The sequence below is a fragment of the Neobacillus niacini genome (assembly GCF_023715785.1).
Lineage (GTDB): Bacteria > Bacillota > Bacilli > Bacillales > Cytobacillaceae > Neobacillus > Neobacillus niacini_E.
In genome coordinates this window covers 1-15,884 of the sequence record NZ_JAMBOX010000036.1, presented here as the reverse complement: position 1 = coordinate 15,884, position 15,884 = coordinate 1, and the positions used below count along the sequence as shown (strand labels likewise).

The window sequence follows — 15,884 nt, the reverse complement described above, 5'->3', positions numbered from 1 at the left end:
AGCCAGGATCAAACTCTCCAATAAAGTTGAGTTGATTAGCTCATAAAAGTTACGTTGGCTTCATTTCGAAAGAAATGAATGTTTTATTGTTGACGTTTTTGTTTGTTTAGTTTTCAAAGATCGAATTCGTTAATCGCCTTGAGGCGACCTTATTAATATAACATTTTCCGTTGTTTAAGTCAACAACTTTTTTAAAACTCACTTGCCGTCTCAGTGACGACTTTTAATATATTACAGCATTCTTTATTAGTCGTCAACACCTTTTATTCATTTTTTTTAAAGAGAAAAACCGCCGGATTCCAGCGGCTTCTATATTAGACTACAAACTGCTGAATGGCCACCAATGCAAACAGGCCTGGGATGCCCAAGAATCCCGATACTGCTGACGTGACAAAATTGATGGGTACGTGAATGCCATAACGATTGCCCAATGCGTTTAAGAAAAATAAAAATAAGGCTCCTATTAGTATTTTTATCACAGCTTGGCCGGCAAATCGCGCCGGCTTAAAAGGAGACCCGGTAAATAACAATAAAATGATGAGTCCGCCCAATACAGCGATCACATAAACAGGTTCCAAAAAAGAGTTCCCCCTCCAAAGTCTTTTATTACCAAGCTATGTACAAGCTGATAAAAATAGACCAAAAAGCTCAAGCATTTGATCGCTTGAGCTTTAGCCGGCAATAACCTATTTTAATGAGACTTTTCTTTCCTTTGCCTCTTTTAAAAGGAGAATATATTTTGCTTCCGCAATTTTTGTCTGGCAAATTACCTCTTCTGATGGGTCAAGGCTTCTCTCCAAGAGCAATTTCTCCCGCTGCCAAAGTTCCTTGTATTTATACAGCTGGGTTAACACCTTTTCATCATACTCTTTGCGGAGTCGTCCTTTACGCCGAAATAACATTTATCTAACCTCCGGCTATCAACTGATTATCTATTCTTTTTTATAATTCCCTTCTGCCTTCCAATGCTTTCGATAAAGTTACCTCGTCGGCATATTCAAGATCTCCGCCCACCGGCAGACCGTGAGCAATTCTGGTTGTTTTAATCCCTGACGGCTTTAACAACCGGGAAATATACATGGCTGTGGCTTCACCTTCAATATTCGGGTTGGTTGCCAAAATGACTTCCTGGACAGTTTCATCCTGCAGCCGTTTCAGCAAATCCGGAATATTGATATCCTCAGGGCCCACCCCGTCCATCGGGGAAATCGCTCCATGAAGGACATGATACAATCCGTTAAATTCCTTCATTTTTTCCATTGCTATCACATCTTTAGGCTCCTGCACTACACATATTATGCTCCGATCGCGGCGCTGATCTTCACAAATGTAACAAGGATCCTGGTCGGTAATATGGCCGCAGACAGAGCAATAGGTCAAATTGCGTTTGGCGTTTACCAAGGCTTTGGCAAAATCGAGGACCGTGTCCTCTTTCATGCCTAGCACAAAGAAAGCCAAGCGGGCAGCGGTTTTTGGCCCGATGCCAGGCAGCTTCATAAAACTGTCAATTAACTTTGAAATCGGTTCTGGATAATGCATTTCTATTTTCCTTTCTAAAAAAGCCAAAGTGCTTAGCAGTCACAAAGCACTTTGGCATCACGTTTAATTAAAATGGTAAGTTTAATCCCTTAGTAAATTGCCCCATTGTACTATTTGAAAGCTCATCGGCTTTCTTAAGCGCATCATTTACGGCAGCTAAAACAAGATCTTGCAGCATTTCCACATCATCCGGGTCGACTGCTTCCGGTTTAATCTGGACATCGATTACTTCTTTATGGCCAGTTACGACTACAGTCACAATTCCGCCGCCGGCTGTTCCTTCAATTTTCTCCTGTCCCAATTGTTCTTGGGCCTCAGCCATCTTTTTTTGCATTTTTTGCATTTGCTTCATCATATTTTGCATATTACCCATTCCGCCACGCATCATTCTTCTATTACCTCCAATATTAATTGTCTTGCTTCACAAGGGAAGCTTCGTCAGCATTACATCACACGACTAAAGGTGATGGCTTTTAGTCGGAGCGCCTAGGGGCGCTTCCTCTTTTCTTTTTAGTCTATTATTTCAACAAATTCGGCGCCAAATAATTTTTTGGCCTCGGCAATATGTGGTTCCTCGTCCTGAGTAGGGGGTGATTCATTTTCCCCGTCTTCTGCTTGATGGCTGTTGATATAATCTTCACGGATTGTCAGCCATTGCTCTTCGGGAACACCCAGCATTTCAAACCGTTTGCCGGTTAATTTATATAAAGCAGCCGTTACAGCCTCAAGGAAATCATGCCGGCTCATCGCCATTTGACAGAGCATCTCATGCTTAAACTTTAAAATAAACGCTGCCTGCGATGCCGCAACCGGCTCTGTTTCATTTAACAACGCCGCATGTGATTTCATCAGGCTGTTCCGCATTTCGCCCCAATTGGACTTGATTTGGTTTAAGTCCTGTTTTGTGGCATGCTTTAGTACCTCATTAATTTTCCCAACGGCCGCCTGGAAGGCATTTCTTGAAGACCTTTGTGTCGGCCTTTGCTGCTGCTGGGCAGGCTCGGCATGGGCAGCTGCCACACCATTGGCCTTTATGTTTCGCAGTTCGGCTTCCAGCTGTTCAATCCTTGACAGCAATTGTTCCACATTTCCCGACTGAGCCGGCTGGGCATTCTGCATTTCCAGCTGACACAGCTTAACAATCGCCACCTCAAGAAAAATTCTTGGATGATTGGTCCAGCGCATGTCCTGCTGGGTTTTATTCAAAAACTCAATTAGCTCGTAAATCTGATCCGTCGGCATAGATTCCGCCAACGTCCGGAACTCATCATCAAGCATGACTCGCTCCAGCGACTCCTCGAGATTGGGCGCTGTTTTATATAGCAGCATATCCCGATAAAATAGGATCAAATCCTCGATGAACCGTGCTGGATCCTTGCCATGAAATAACAGTTCCTCGAGTGCCTCCAAGCCAGCGGCGACATTCTTGTCCTGAAACGCTTTGCCGATCTCATTTAAAAAACCTTGCGAAACAGACCCGGTTACCGTCAATGCATCTTCCACTGTTACCCGATCCTGGCTGTAGGAAATTGCCTGGTCAAGCAGGCTTAATGCATCACGCATCCCGCCTTCCGCCGCCCTGGCAATCATTTGTAATGCCCGGTCGTCACAGGCTACCCCGGTTTCATCGACAATCAACTTCATTCGGTTCACAATCGAACCGGCAGTGATTCTTCGGAAGTCAAAGCGCTGACATCTGGAGATAATCGTCAGCGGGATTTTATGCGGTTCGGTTGTTGCCAAAATAAAAATAACATGCTTCGGCGGTTCTTCCAGCGTTTTGAGCAGGGCATTGAACGCACTGATTGACAGCATATGCACTTCATCAATGATGTAGACTTTGTAGTTGACGGCAGTTGGCGCAAACTTGACTTTATCAAGGACATCGCGCATTTCCTCCACTCTAGAGTTGGATGCAGCGTCAAACTCCAATACATCCGGAATCGTCCCATTGGTAATGCCGCGGCAGGCCGCACATTCGTTGCATGGTTCTGATACCGGCGCGCGCTCGCAGTTAATTGCCTTTGCCAATATTTTAGCCGCACTCGTTTTCCCTGTTCCTCTTGGACCGGAAAAAAGATAGGCATGCGAGATTTTCTGCTGAAGCAGGGCGTTTTGCAATGTCTTGGTCACATGCTCTTGCCCGACTACATCCAAAAAGGTTTGAGGCCGCCAAACACGGTATAATGCTTGATATGACAAAAGACATTGCCCCCTTCAAAAAATTTTCCATCCTTATCATTATACAGTAACTATTTTCATTATTTCAAAGTGTATATGTAGAGTTCACAAAAAAACTCATCCCGAGTCTCGAGATGAGTTTAATTTTGGCATATGTAATAACTGCCGCGCACCTTCCTTCGACTGACGCCCATAAGCGTTACTTAAGCAGTTAGCTCGGCCCAGGCACCCCTGCGGCACATGAGAGCGTCCACTTAATGCTGCTTCCTTCCGGACCTGACATGGTTCATGGATTCCCATTGCGCAGGACCCAGGCGTCAACACCACTTACTTAAGGCAGACCCTACAGGCAATCAGCCTCAGGAAGGGATTCCGTCCCGCTAGAGCGGATTGCGGGTACAGGGCACCGCTACCTCCCCACCTAGCGCGGCAAAGTTGATACCAATTATTAAGTTGCGTCGTATCTGACGCCTTCTTAGTATACTAACAAACTTAAAAAAATGCAATTGATATTGACTGTAAATTATTGTAAGTCCATCCGTTGCTGCTTTTCCTGCTTCTTTCGGTCTCTAATTTTCCGAAAAAAATCGGACAGCAACTGGCCGCATTCCTGCTCGAGCACTCCTTTAGTCACTTCGCTTTGGTGGTTAAAGCGGTCGTCCTGGAGGAGATTCATCAGCGTTCCGGCACAGCCGCCTTTTGGATCGCTCGCCCCATAAACCACCCGTTTGATTCTCGATAACATGATGGCACCTGTGCACATCGGACACGGTTCGAGAGTGACGTACAGGGTCGTGTCCTCAAGACGCCAAAAGCCGGTTTCGCGGCAGGCCTGTTCGACGGCCAAGACCTCAGCGTGGGCTGTTGACATTTGCTCGGTTTCCCGGAGGTTATGGGCCCGGGCAATGATTTGGCCGTTCTTGACAATGACAGCTCCAATCGGCACCTCATCGAGCAGCTCGGCTTTTTTCGCTTCCTTTATTGCTTCGAGCATGAATTGTTCATCTTGATTTTCCATTGTTCGCAATACCGCCTTCTAAAAACTCTATCTGATATTCCCACACAAAAAATTATTACCCATTATAACATTTATTGGGGCATTCATTCATAGAATGGTTGTAGCGTATTTGTGCTGGGAGGGATTTTATATGCAAATCCACGTGGTAAAAAGAAATGAAACGTTAACAACGATCGCAAGAACCTACCATTCAACTGTTCAAGATATAGTGGAAGCCAACGACCTGCCTAACCCCAATAATCTAGTGGTCGGGCAAGCAATGGTCATTCCGATTATTGGCCATTTTCATTTCGTCCAATCGGGAGAATCCTTATTTACCATCGCCAGGAGATACGGCACTACTGTCCAGGAACTGGCCAATGTCAATCGAATTCCCGTCAATCAGCCGCTTCAAGTCGGCCTTCGTCTTTATATTCCCCAAGGTAGAAAAAGAAATGGCGAGTTTAATGCCTATGTTGAGCCGCGCGGCACCACCGTTGCCCCTGCTTTGGAAAATGCAGCCCGTGAATCCGCACCGTATTTAACCTATTTGGCGCCATTCAGCTTCCAGGTCAACCGCGATGGCTCATTAAAGGAACCTTTACTAAATCAATTCCCGGCGATTGCCAGGGCCAACCGCAATGTGTTAATGATGGTCATCAATAATCAGGAGCAAGATCAATTCAGTGATGAACTTGGGCGCATCCTGCTGAATGATATCGCCATACAGGATAGATTTCTTAATAATATTGTCGCTACTGCAAAAAAATACGGGTTCCGCGATATTCACTTTGATTTTGAATTTTTACGTCCGGCCGACCGCGAGGCCTACAACCGCTTTTTAAGAAAAGCAAAGCAACGCTTCCAGCGTGAAGGCTGGCTGATGTCGACCGCGTTGGCGCCGAAGACGAGCGCCACACAAAAAGGCTTATGGTATGAGGCTCATGATTACCGGGCCCATGGGGAAATTGCTGACTTTGTCGTCATCATGACCTATGAATGGGGCTACAGCGGCGGCCCGGCAATGGCAGTTTCACCCATCGATCAGGTAAGGAAAGTTCTGGATTATGCGATTACCGAAATGCCTTCCAATAAAATCTTAATGGGGCAAAACCTGTATGGCTACGACTGGACACTGCCGTTTGTCCAGGGCTCGATTGCCAAAGCTGTCAGCCCGCAGCAGGCCATCCAGCTGGCTGCTCAGCATAATGTTCCCATCGAATATGACACGAAAGCACAGGCACCATTTTTCCGTTATCGGGCCGAAGATGGAAAACAGCATGAGGTGTGGTTTGAGGATGCCCGCTCGATTCAGGCGAAGTTTGACCTCATAAAGGAGCTCAATTTAAGAGGGATGAGCTATTGGAAGCTTGGGTTGGCCTTCCCACAAAACTGGCTGCTGATCGTCGATAACTTTAATGTGACAAAAAGAGGAACATAAATTTTTTTATCAGGGAAACTGCCGTCATTTCGGCAGTTTTTTTCACCTTATGGGCAGAAAAATAATTTCCTCAAAAATTCCATCTCCCCCTCGGTTTCAGAGTGTGATAAAATAATTTCTAGTGTCGAAGAGAAGCTGAATTTGCAAGAAATCGGCAGATTGTTGTCGATTCTTGACGGATTCGGGGGACAATTAATAGAAAAATTGCATAGATTATCCGGACAACCGGTTAATGATAGAACGTGCAGGCAGTTGGAGAAGGAGGATAAAAGAATGGGGGATATACCCTTTATAACCGTTGAGGGGCCGATTGGTGTAGGAAAAACATCGCTCGCAAAAGCCATTTCGGAGCACTTTGAGATTCCTCTGCTACGGGAGATTGTTGATGAAAATCCATTCTTGGGGAAATTTTATGAGAACATTGAGGAATGGAGCTTCCAGACGGAAATGTTTTTCCTCTGCAATCGCTTTAAGCAATTGGGGGATATCAATACCCATTACTTAAGCAAAAATCAATCCGTTGTAGCCGATTATCACATTTTTAAAAATTTGATTTTTGCCCAGCGGTCACTAAACCAGGATGAATATCAAAAATACTACAAGATTTATCAAATCCTGACAGAAGATATGCCTAAGCCCAATGTAATCATTTATTTAAACGCCAGCCTTGATACGCTGCTAAGCCGAATCAAGCTAAGAGGGCGCGAGATTGAAAAAAATATCAGCCCGCTTTACCTAGAACAGCTATCCCTTGACTATGAGCATACGATGGCCATTTTTGAAAAAGAACATCCGGAAATACCTGTTCTTCGTTTCAACGGTGATGAATTGGATTTCGTTAAAAATGAACAGGACTTAGATTATATGATCGAGAAACTTTCCTATACACTCAAAACAAATAGCTGGACAAACACATTAACGAACGGGGGATGTTAATTGAGCATCGTTATTGGCGGTATGATCGGTCTTGGAAAAACAAGTGTCGCCGACCTTTTAAAAGAACACTTTGAAACTAAAGGAATTGAAAGCAAGGTATTTTATGAAACGGTAGACGATAATCCAATCCTCCCGCTCTATTATGAACTAACACCAGAAGAGCTGGACGCAAAACGGATCCCTTTCCTATTGCAATTATTTTTCTTAAATAAGCGTTATAAAACAGTAAAAGACTGCATGAACTGGCGGAATCCAATCTATACGATTCAGGACCGCTCGATTTATGAGGATTGGTATTTTGCCTATGTAAATAAAAACTTGGGCAGAATTTCGGCCTTAGAATTCAAGATTTATGAAGATTTGGTCGACAACATGATGGAAGAGCTTAATGAACTTCCAAAAAAAGCGCCGGACTTAATGGTATACCTGAAAGGTTCGTTTGACACGGTCATCGACCGGATTATGTCCCGGGGCCGCAGCTTTGAAATCAACCCGGAACTAAAGGAATATTACTTCGAGGTTTGGAAGGGCTACGACGAATGGGTCATGGACCGTTATGATGCCAGCGAAGTATTGGTCATCGACATGGATACAACTGATGTGGTGAAAAGTGAAAAGGATGCTAAACGCGTTTGCCACCAGGTTGAAGAAAAACTCAATGAAATTTTATATATAACAAAAGCACATATTGGCTAATGCCAGCATGTGCTTTTCTTTTTTATAAAAAAAATCCGTTACAAAGAATTGTAACGAATTTTTATCTCCAGTTTTTATGCGCGTATTTATCTTGTGATGGCGGAGGAAGAGGGATTCGAACCCCCGCGCGGTTTAACCCGCCTGTCGGTTTTCAAGACCGATCCCTTCAGCCAGACTTGGGTATTCCTCCATGCGACAGATGTTAATTTATCATATATTTTTTCCCTTGTCAACGTTATTATTCAGCCCGGATAAAATTATTCATCCGGGCATATTTGTTGGTATTTAATCTGCCTTGATAACCTCACGGCCGCCCATATATGGACGCAGTGCGGCAGGAATCACGACACTGCCATCTTCCTGCTGATAGTTTTCCAGGATGGCAGCTACCGTGCGGCCAATCGCAAGGCCTGAACCGTTCAATGTATGAACATGCTCCGGCTTGGCTTTTGGATCGCGGCGGAAGCGAATATTTGCTCTTCTTGCCTGGAAGGCCTCAAAGTTACTGCAGGAAGAAATCTCGCGATACGTACCATAGCTCGGAATCCAGACTTCGATATCATACTTTTTCGCTGCGGTGAAGCCAAGGTCACCCGTGCACATGCTTAGGACACGATATGGCAGTTCCAACAGCTGCAGAACCCGCTCGGCATCATGGGTCAATTTTTCAAGCTCCTCATAGGAATCCTCAGGCTTTACAAACTTAACGAGCTCCACCTTGTTAAATTGATGCTGGCGAATCAATCCACGTGTATCGCGTCCAGCTGACCCAGCTTCAGAACGGAAGCAGGCGCTATAGGCTGCAAAGCGAATCGGCAGCTCATCTCCGCTTAAGATTTCATCGCGATAATAATTCGTAACTGGCACTTCAGCAGTCGGGATTAAGAAATAATCCTCGCTTTCAATTAAAAATGCATCCTCGGCGAACTTAGGCAGCTGGCCGGTTCCCGTCATGCTGGCGCGGTTGACCATATATGGCGGCAATATCTCGGTATAGCCATGTTCATCGACATGGAGATCGAGCATAAAGCTAATCAATGCACGCTCTAGGCGGGCCCCAAGCCCTTTATAAAATACAAACCGGCTGCCGGTAACTTTACCCGCTCTTTCAAAATCAAGAATCCCCAAATGGTCAGCAACATCCCAATGCGGCTTGGCTTCAAAACCAAAGTCACGAACTTCGCCCCATTTGCGGATTTCCACATTTTCATCCTCTGTATCCCCGACCGGCACACTTTCATGCGGGATATTTGGAATGCTTAGCAGCAGCATTTCCAAAGTTTCTTCGACGCCTCTCAGTTCATCGTCAAGCTCCTTGATGCGGTCGCCTACCTCGCGCATTTCCTTGATTAAGTGATCGGCGTCTTGTTTCTCCCGCTTTAATTGGGCAACTTGCTGGGATACTTCATTGCGTTTTGACTTCAGCTTTTCAGCCTCAACAATCAGCTCGCGTCTCTTAACATCCAAATCTTCAAACTTGCCAAGATCGGTTAAGTCCTCGCCGCGATGCTGAAGTTTTTCTTTTACTTCGGCAAAGTTTGCCCTTAAGAGTTTTAAATCCAACATGCTTAGACACTCCCTTTTATTTAGTCCAGGGGGTTTTTTGGCAAACAAAAAACTCCCGCCCCAAAACAGGGACGAGAGTTACCCGCGTTACCACCCTGGTTGACAGTGCTAGACTGTCCACCTCAAAAAATAACGGTTTTTCACCGAAAGCACTTACTAACCCCTACATTGGGGCGTTCCACACCTTGCTCGAGGAGGGATTCACAAGCATTACTCACCGGTTCACACCAGCCACCGGCTCTCTTTAGAATAAACATCTTGTTACTAGTTCCTCTCATTGCTTTAGCGCATATGATAAGTTTTTGTATAACTTAATTTACTATAATTATTATCCAAATGCAACCAGTTTATACGAATTAGGCTAACTGCTTTTGCTTAGCTTCCTCGACCATGCCCACGAAGTAGGCAGTGAGGCGATGGTCATCGGTCAGTTCCGGATGGAAGGAACAGCCAAGGAATTGTCCCTCGCGCGCCGCGACGATCCGGCCGTTATGCTTGGATAATACCTCAACGTTTTCCCCCGCCTCAACAATATGCGGCGCCCGGATAAACACGGCGGTAAAGCTCTCAGCGACATCCTTGATCGCGAGGTCAGCCTCGAAGCTGTCAACCTGGCGGCCAAAGGAATTGCGCTCGACCGTAACGTCCATCACACCTAGATGCGGCTCACTGTAGCCAACAATATTCTTTGCCAAGAGAATGAGCCCCGCGCATGTGCCAAACATTGGTTTCCCAGTACGGACAAATTCCTTTAATGGATTCAAGAAATCATATTTATCAATCAACCGGCGCATTGTCGTGCTTTCACCGCCAGGGAGAATCAGGCCATCCACTTCATCCAGTTGTTCTGTTCGTTTAATGGCAACCGCTTCAACACCGCAAGCTTCGAGTGATTGGATATGCTCCCGGACAGCCCCCTGCAATGCTAGAACGCCTATTTTAGTCATTTACCATCCACGCTCCTGCATCCGCGCTTCCGGTGCCAGTGATGAAATTTCAATCCCCTTCATCGGTGTGCCAAGATTCTTGGAAAGCTCGGCAATTAATTTATAATCCTGATAATGTGTCGTAGCTTCAACAATCGCTCTAGCAAATTTGGCCGGGTTTTCTGATTTGAAGATACCGGAACCGACAAATACACCGTCAGAACCTAATTGCATCATTAACGCTGCATCTGCAGGTGTTGCGACACCACCGGCAGCAAAGTTAACCACTGGAAGGCGGCCAAGGCGCTTGATTTCAAGAAGAATTTCGTATGGTGCACCCAAAAGCTTAGCTTCTGTCATAAGCTCGTCCTCGTTCATGGAAACTACTTTACGAACCTGTGCATTTACCTTGCGGATATGACGGACAGCCTCGACAATGTTGCCAGTTCCAGGCTCACCTTTTGTACGAAGCATAGAAGCTCCTTCACCAATCCGGCGGGCAGCTTCGCCAAGGTCACGGCATCCGCAAACAAATGGAACGGTATAGTCACTTTTTAATAAATGATACTCTTCATCTGCAGGTGTTAAAACTTCGCTTTCGTCGATATAATCCACGCCCATTGCTTCAAGAACACGCGCCTCGACAATATGGCCAATCCTTGCCTTTGCCATAACCGGAATCGAAACAGCATTTATAACCTCTTCAATGATTCTTGGGTCTGCCATCCTAGCCACTCCGCCGGCAGCGCGGATATCCGAAGGAACACGCTCCAACGCCATGACCGCAACTGCTCCGGCTTCTTCAGCGATTTTCGCCTGTTCGGCATTGACTACGTCCATGATGACGCCGCCCTTTTGCATTTCCGCCATTCCGCGTTTTACCCGATCGGTACCAGTTCTCATTTAATATATCCCCCTCAGCCATCAAAATATTTAGAAAAATAATTGCATTCATATCAGTCGGAATTATTTATTCCATAAAATCATTAAAGCAACAAAAAAGGATTCCTGTCAAGACAAGAACCCTTTCCATAATTTACCGAATCGTTTTAAAACCAGCCTTTAACGGTGGATGAAATGCCGCTCCAAACATCGCCAAAGAAGTTGCCGATGCCGCGCATCATAAGCACAAACCAGTTCGCCTTTTCCACGTCCTGGGCAGCAATGACATCTACTTGTACTTTCTTTTGGCCCTCTTCTGTCAAATAGCTGATCTTTTCGCCACTCTTAGGCTCAACTGTTAAATAGCCGACCTTTTCGCCTTTTTTAATCGGCGCGGTCAGTTGACCTTTTTTATTGATTTTCTTTTTATCAAGGACTAATACTGGTTTGAAGTTTTCTTTTTCTCCATTTTCTATGATCATATTAATGGCTGATTTGGTATAAATTTTCACTTGGTCCTCTTTGCCTTTTACGACTGGAAGTGTTTTATTGCCCTTAACCTGATAATGCTTTGGAATAATTTCCTCTTTTGTCGTATTATTAAACGCATAATCAAGCATTTTCCTTGTTTCATCAAAACGGGCTTTATAGCTTCCTTTTCCGCTTGCGTCTACAGCGTTTTGCACGACTGTAATAAATCTCTTTCCATCACGGCTTGCTGTCCCGGTAAAGCAATAGCCGGCGAAATCAGTCGTACCTGTTTTCAAACCATCGATTCCTTCGTAATTGTACTTTAATGTCGGAAGCATTTCATTCCAGTTAATCATCTCAATGCGGTCTGGCGTTCCTTCACGGAAAGTTTTCCTTGGAATGCTTGCTGTCTTTAATACTTCGGGGTATTCGTTAATCAAATAAAAAGCAAGCTTCGCCACAGCCCGCGGTGACATAACGTTTTCTTCGTCAGCGCCTGTCCCTTGTGGATGCTGGCCTTGGTAGTCTTTATTATTTAGCCCTGAGGAGTTAACAAACTTATAATCCTTTAATCCCAGTTTATTTGCTTTTTCATTCATCATTTTAACAAAATTTGTTTCCGAACCGGCAATCACCTCAGCAATGGCGATCGTCGCACCATTGGCTGAATAAATCACCATCGCTTCATATAATTCCCGTACTGTATACTTTCCGTCCTGACGTAACGGGACATTGGACAATGTGCGATTTTGGGAAATCTTATAAACCAGATCGCTCACCTGATATTCCTGATCCCATTTTACCTTTCCATGCTTAATCGCATCGGACAAGAGATATTCTGTCATCATTTTTGTCATACTGGCGACACCCAGGACGCTATCACCATTTTTTTCATATAAAACCTTTCCTGTTTCCGCATCAATCAAAATTGCCCCATCGGCATTAATATTTAAAGCCGGTGCCGCTTCTGCTCGATCCAAGCCGGCAAAAAGGCTGAAGAACATCAAACATGCCAAAATGCTGGCAACATACTTCTTTAAACCCTGTTTATTCACTGTAAAAGCCCTCCAACAAAATTTATGCACTTTGGTTATTTTAACATAACTCTATTACAAATCATAGACAGACCATTGACGCATTGTTTACCAATTTTCTGCTTAGATATTGCTATTTAGCAACAAAAAGAGAGACGTCGGAGCGTCTCTCTTTTCAATCATTACATGGAGTAGTTTGGTGCTTCTTTGGTGATTTGGACATCATGCGGATGGCTTTCCCTTAAGCCCGCACCAGTCATGCGGACAAATTGGGCGTTCATTCTTAATGCCTCCAAATCCTTTGAACCGCAGTAGCCCATTCCAGAGCGAATGCCGCCAACAAGCTGATAGATGGTATCGGCAAGCGGTCCTTTGTATGGCAGACGGCCCTCAATTCCCTCCGGAACAAACTTTTTATTTTCCTCTTGGAAATAGCGATCCTTTGAGCCTTTTTCCATTGCCGCAACGGAACCCATACCGCGATACACCTTAAAGCGGCGTCCTTGGAAGATCTCCGTTTCGCCCGGGCTTTCGGTAACTCCAGCAAGCATGCTTCCAAGCATGACTGCATGCCCACCGGCAGCCAGTGCCTTGACAATATCCCCTGAATATTTAATCCCGCCATCGGCAATGATTGTTTTTCCATGTTTCATCGCTTCGCCCGCGCAGTCATATACAGCTGTAATTTGCGGCACGCCAACACCCGCTACAACCCGAGTGGTACAAATTGACCCTGGTCCAATTCCGACTTTTACGACATCGGCACCAGCCTCAATCAACTCCCTCGTTGCTTCGGCAGTGGCGACGTTACCAGCAACAATTGTAAGGGCTGGATAGGCATCCCTAATTTCTCTGACCGTATCTTGTACGCCCTTGGAATGGCCATGTGCGGTATCCACGACAATCACATCGACACCGGCTTCGACAAGCGCCTTAACCCGCAGCATCGTATCCTTTGTCACGCCGACCGCAGCACCTGCCAATAACCGTCCCTGCTTATCTTTCGCCGAGTTTGGAAACTCGATCACTTTTTCAATGTCTTTAATCGTAATTAACCCTTTTAAAACTCCCTCGTCATTAACCAATGGCAATTTTTCAATTTTGTACTTTTGCAGAATTTTCTCTGCTTCTTTTAATGTCGTTCCCACTGGAGCCGTGATCAGATTTTCTTTTGTCATCACATCAGAAATTTTAAACGAATAATCCTGGTCCTGAATAAAGCGCAAGTCCCGGTTGGTAATAATCCCGACCAGCTTTAGTTCCTCGAAATTATTGACAATCGGCACGCCGGAGATGCGATATTTTCCCATTAAATGTTCCGCATCAAATACTTGGTGGTCAGGCGTCAAGAAAAATGGGTCGGTTATGACCCCGCTCTCAGACCGTTTAACCTTCTCGACCTGCTCCGCCTGCTGCTCTATCGACATGTTTTTGTGAATGACCCCTAAACCGCCTTGGCGAGCCATCGCAATCGCCATCTCCGATTCGGTGACCGTATCCATCCCGGCACTGATAATTGGGATATTCAGCTTAACAGTAGGCGACAATTCAACCTTCAAATCAACATCCTTTGGCAGCACTTCAGATTTCCCAGGAATCAAAAGAACATCATCAAATGTTAAACCTTCTTTTACAAACTTACTCTCCCACATTTTAACGGCCTCCAGGTAAAAAATATTATTTGTAGGTTATCAATTGGACAAAATAGTGTCAAGAGGAATGTATTAATCTAACTTTTCAGAAAAAAGGTGAATTCTACTTTGAATAGCGTATATAAAGGGTGGAGCAGCTACACCTGTTTCTATTCTGCCGAATATTGCCAGGTTTATTTAAAAAACTGCTATATAAAAAATAAGATTGATAATCCGGAACAAAAAAGCTACGAAAATGGCTATGCTTTTCTTTACTATCTGGAACACGGACAAATTTATTATCAACAAGCGGCAACTTCACCGTTGATCTTAAAACCGATTCTGCTGTTTTATGGCTTAGTCCATTTAATAAAGGCCTGCATTTTGACCGTTGACCCCGCCTATCCGGAAACAACGGCCGTGTTGGCCCATGGAGTCTCTACAAGAAAAAGAAAGAAGCAAAACTACCAGTTTTTCCATGATGAGGTAAAACTGCAAAAAAACGGACTTTTCCCATTTATGTCGGAAAAATTGTTTCAACTAAAGCAACTGGACGGAGAAAAAGTCATTATGGAAGATTTATTGCGGCTTATACCCGAGTTGGACGAATTATTTACCATACTTTTAGGAAAAAGAACACATTGCAGGCTTGTTAAGAAAGACGGAAATCTGATTGTCCCCGAAGCGGTGCTTGACCACTTTCATATGACAGAAAATCGGTTTAAGGAGTTTTTGAGTGGAAAATTTGTGAGTGGAGTAGAGTTTTCCAATGAAGGGCTGAGTTTTTCGGGGGAGGGCAGCGAAAGATGGATGACGGAAGTTTCGCCGCTTAAATTTAACTTGGAGGAGGGTTGCTGGGCGCTGCCGCTCAATAAGGATAAGTTTTTTCATTTTCCCGAACTTCTAGTCCATTATTTATTGTTATATAACTTAAGCATGATTGCCCGCTATGAAACAGAGTGGTGGAGCGAGCTGACAAAAATGATGCCGAACCGGGATTACCCGTTTATTGAGTCGTTTCTGAAAATCACGATGAAAAAGGGGCCGTTTTTGGTTTATCAGTTTTTGATGGGGAAGTGAGTGCGCGGGATTGGCGTAGTGGAAGGACAGAATTTGGCGTGAGACTAATTCAATGGGCGGGGGTTGGCGTAGAGGGGCCAGGAAATTCTGCATTTTACTGCTCTAACATGGCCGATTGACACGTTGGAGGCTAAAAATTAATGGTTTACTGCTCCAGTCGGTCGAATTGGAATATTTTTAGGCTTAAATTAGGATATTTTTTTCACCAATTAGCCCCTAAGAAAATTATATCTGCGGTGTTTCACTATATATCCGCGATAATCTTAGATATATCTGCGATCATTAGATTATATCTGCGATAAATTCAATATATCCGCGATCATTTCAATATATCTGCGATGCCCCATTTTTAAAGCCAATGACCTTTTTTAAAAACACAAAAAAGACAACCATTTTTCAGGTTGTCTTTCGCTGGCCCGGCAACGTCCTACTCTCACAGGGGCTTTCGCCCCAACTACCATCGGCGCTGAGAAGCTTAACTTCCGTGTTCGGGATGGGAACGGG

The 15,884-nt window shown here is 44.7% G+C and carries 15 protein-coding genes, 1 tRNA gene, 1 rRNA gene, 1 other RNA gene and 1 other annotated feature; of the genes, 4 read left to right on the top strand and 14 right to left on the bottom strand.

Going from position 1 to position 15,884, the window contains the following annotated elements:
• Nucleotides 1–314: 314 nt before the first annotated feature.
• The 7 genes from M3234_RS28515 to tadA all read right to left on the bottom strand — a co-directional run bounded on the left by M3234_RS28515 (nt 315) and on the right by tadA (nt 4,738).
• The gene (locus tag M3234_RS28515; RefSeq protein ID WP_262307902.1) at nt 315–578 is read right to left on the bottom strand and encodes a pro-sigmaK processing inhibitor BofA family protein; all 264 of its coding nucleotides are present in this window, start codon (nt 576–578) and stop codon (nt 315–317) included.
• 108 nt (nt 579–686) lie between these two features.
• Nucleotides 687–902: a YaaL family protein gene (locus M3234_RS28510; protein WP_262307901.1), complete on the bottom strand. Its 216-nt coding sequence runs from the start codon at nt 900–902 to the stop codon at nt 687–689.
• Between the two features lie 40 nt (nt 903–942).
• Entirely contained in the window at nt 943–1,539 is a 597-nt protein-coding gene (gene recR / locus M3234_RS28505) for a recombination mediator RecR (RefSeq protein WP_066322415.1), read from the bottom strand.
• A 67-nt stretch (nt 1,540–1,606) separates the two neighbouring features.
• Nucleotides 1,607–1,927 carry a YbaB/EbfC family nucleoid-associated protein gene (locus M3234_RS28500; protein ID WP_262307900.1) on the bottom strand — a complete coding sequence of 107 codons (321 nt, stop codon included), beginning with the start codon at nt 1,925–1,927 and terminating at the stop codon, nt 1,607–1,609.
• Nucleotides 1,928–2,049: 122 nt separating this feature from the next.
• Nucleotides 2,050–3,741: a DNA polymerase III subunit gamma/tau gene (gene dnaX / locus M3234_RS28495; protein WP_262307899.1), complete on the bottom strand. Its 1,692-nt coding sequence runs from the start codon at nt 3,739–3,741 to the stop codon at nt 2,050–2,052.
• A gap of 144 nt (nt 3,742–3,885) precedes the next feature.
• An RNA gene (ffs, locus tag M3234_RS28490) (signal recognition particle sRNA large type) lies at nt 3,886–4,150 on the bottom strand.
• A gap of 93 nt (nt 4,151–4,243) precedes the next feature.
• Nucleotides 4,244–4,738: a tRNA adenosine(34) deaminase TadA gene (tadA, locus tag M3234_RS28485; RefSeq protein WP_262307898.1), complete on the bottom strand. Its 495-nt coding sequence runs from the start codon at nt 4,736–4,738 to the stop codon at nt 4,244–4,246.
• A 130-nt stretch (nt 4,739–4,868) separates the two neighbouring features.
• Between tadA and M3234_RS28480 the strand changes: the two genes are divergently transcribed.
• The 3 genes from M3234_RS28480 (at nt 4,869) to M3234_RS28470 (ending at nt 7,790) form a co-directional block, all read left to right on the top strand.
• A complete protein-coding gene (locus tag M3234_RS28480) occupies nt 4,869–6,158 on the top strand; it encodes a glycoside hydrolase family 18 protein (protein ID WP_262307897.1) in 1,290 nt (429 codons plus the stop codon).
• A 273-nt stretch (nt 6,159–6,431) separates the two neighbouring features.
• On the top strand, nt 6,432–7,094 hold the full coding sequence (locus M3234_RS28475) for a deoxynucleoside kinase (RefSeq protein ID WP_262307904.1): 663 nt from the start codon (nt 6,432–6,434) through the stop codon (nt 7,092–7,094).
• Complete coding sequence (locus M3234_RS28470; RefSeq protein WP_066322395.1) at nt 7,095–7,790, top strand: deoxynucleoside kinase; 696 nt, start codon at nt 7,095–7,097, stop codon at nt 7,788–7,790.
• 97 nt (nt 7,791–7,887) lie between these two features.
• Here the strand turns inward: M3234_RS28470 and M3234_RS28465 are convergent.
• From M3234_RS28465 to guaB, 6 genes are all read right to left on the bottom strand, one after another.
• A tRNA-Ser gene (locus tag M3234_RS28465) sits at nt 7,888–7,980 on the bottom strand.
• 95 nt (nt 7,981–8,075) lie between these two features.
• Nucleotides 8,076–9,356, bottom strand: coding sequence for a serine--tRNA ligase (gene serS / locus M3234_RS28460; protein ID WP_262307896.1), 1,281 nt, complete (start codon nt 9,354–9,356; stop codon nt 8,076–8,078).
• Between the two features lie 64 nt (nt 9,357–9,420).
• Nucleotides 9,421–9,643 (bottom strand) — a binding site (T-box leader).
• 69 nt (nt 9,644–9,712) lie between these two features.
• Nucleotides 9,713–10,303 carry a pyridoxal 5'-phosphate synthase glutaminase subunit PdxT gene (pdxT, locus tag M3234_RS28455; protein WP_262307895.1) on the bottom strand — a complete coding sequence of 197 codons (591 nt, stop codon included), beginning with the start codon at nt 10,301–10,303 and terminating at the stop codon, nt 9,713–9,715.
• A complete protein-coding gene (gene pdxS, locus M3234_RS28450; RefSeq protein WP_262307894.1) occupies nt 10,304–11,185 on the bottom strand; it encodes a pyridoxal 5'-phosphate synthase lyase subunit PdxS in 882 nt (293 codons plus the stop codon). It abuts the gene before it with no gap.
• Between the two features lie 146 nt (nt 11,186–11,331).
• Nucleotides 11,332–12,639 carry a D-alanyl-D-alanine carboxypeptidase family protein gene (locus tag M3234_RS28445; RefSeq protein ID WP_262307903.1) on the bottom strand — a complete coding sequence of 436 codons (1,308 nt, stop codon included), beginning with the start codon at nt 12,637–12,639 and terminating at the stop codon, nt 11,332–11,334.
• A gap of 212 nt (nt 12,640–12,851) precedes the next feature.
• Entirely contained in the window at nt 12,852–14,321 is a 1,470-nt protein-coding gene (guaB, locus tag M3234_RS28440) for an IMP dehydrogenase (protein ID WP_262307893.1), read from the bottom strand.
• A gap of 108 nt (nt 14,322–14,429) precedes the next feature.
• On the opposite strand from guaB, the gene M3234_RS28435 reads away from it, so the two are divergent.
• Complete coding sequence (locus tag M3234_RS28435; RefSeq protein ID WP_262307892.1) at nt 14,430–15,380, top strand: YaaC family protein; 951 nt, start codon at nt 14,430–14,432, stop codon at nt 15,378–15,380.
• Between the two features lie 414 nt (nt 15,381–15,794).
• On the opposite strand, the gene rrf is transcribed toward M3234_RS28435, so the two are convergent.
• Nucleotides 15,795–15,884: ribosomal RNA gene (gene rrf / locus M3234_RS28430) — 5S ribosomal RNA — on the bottom strand; the annotation flags it as partial.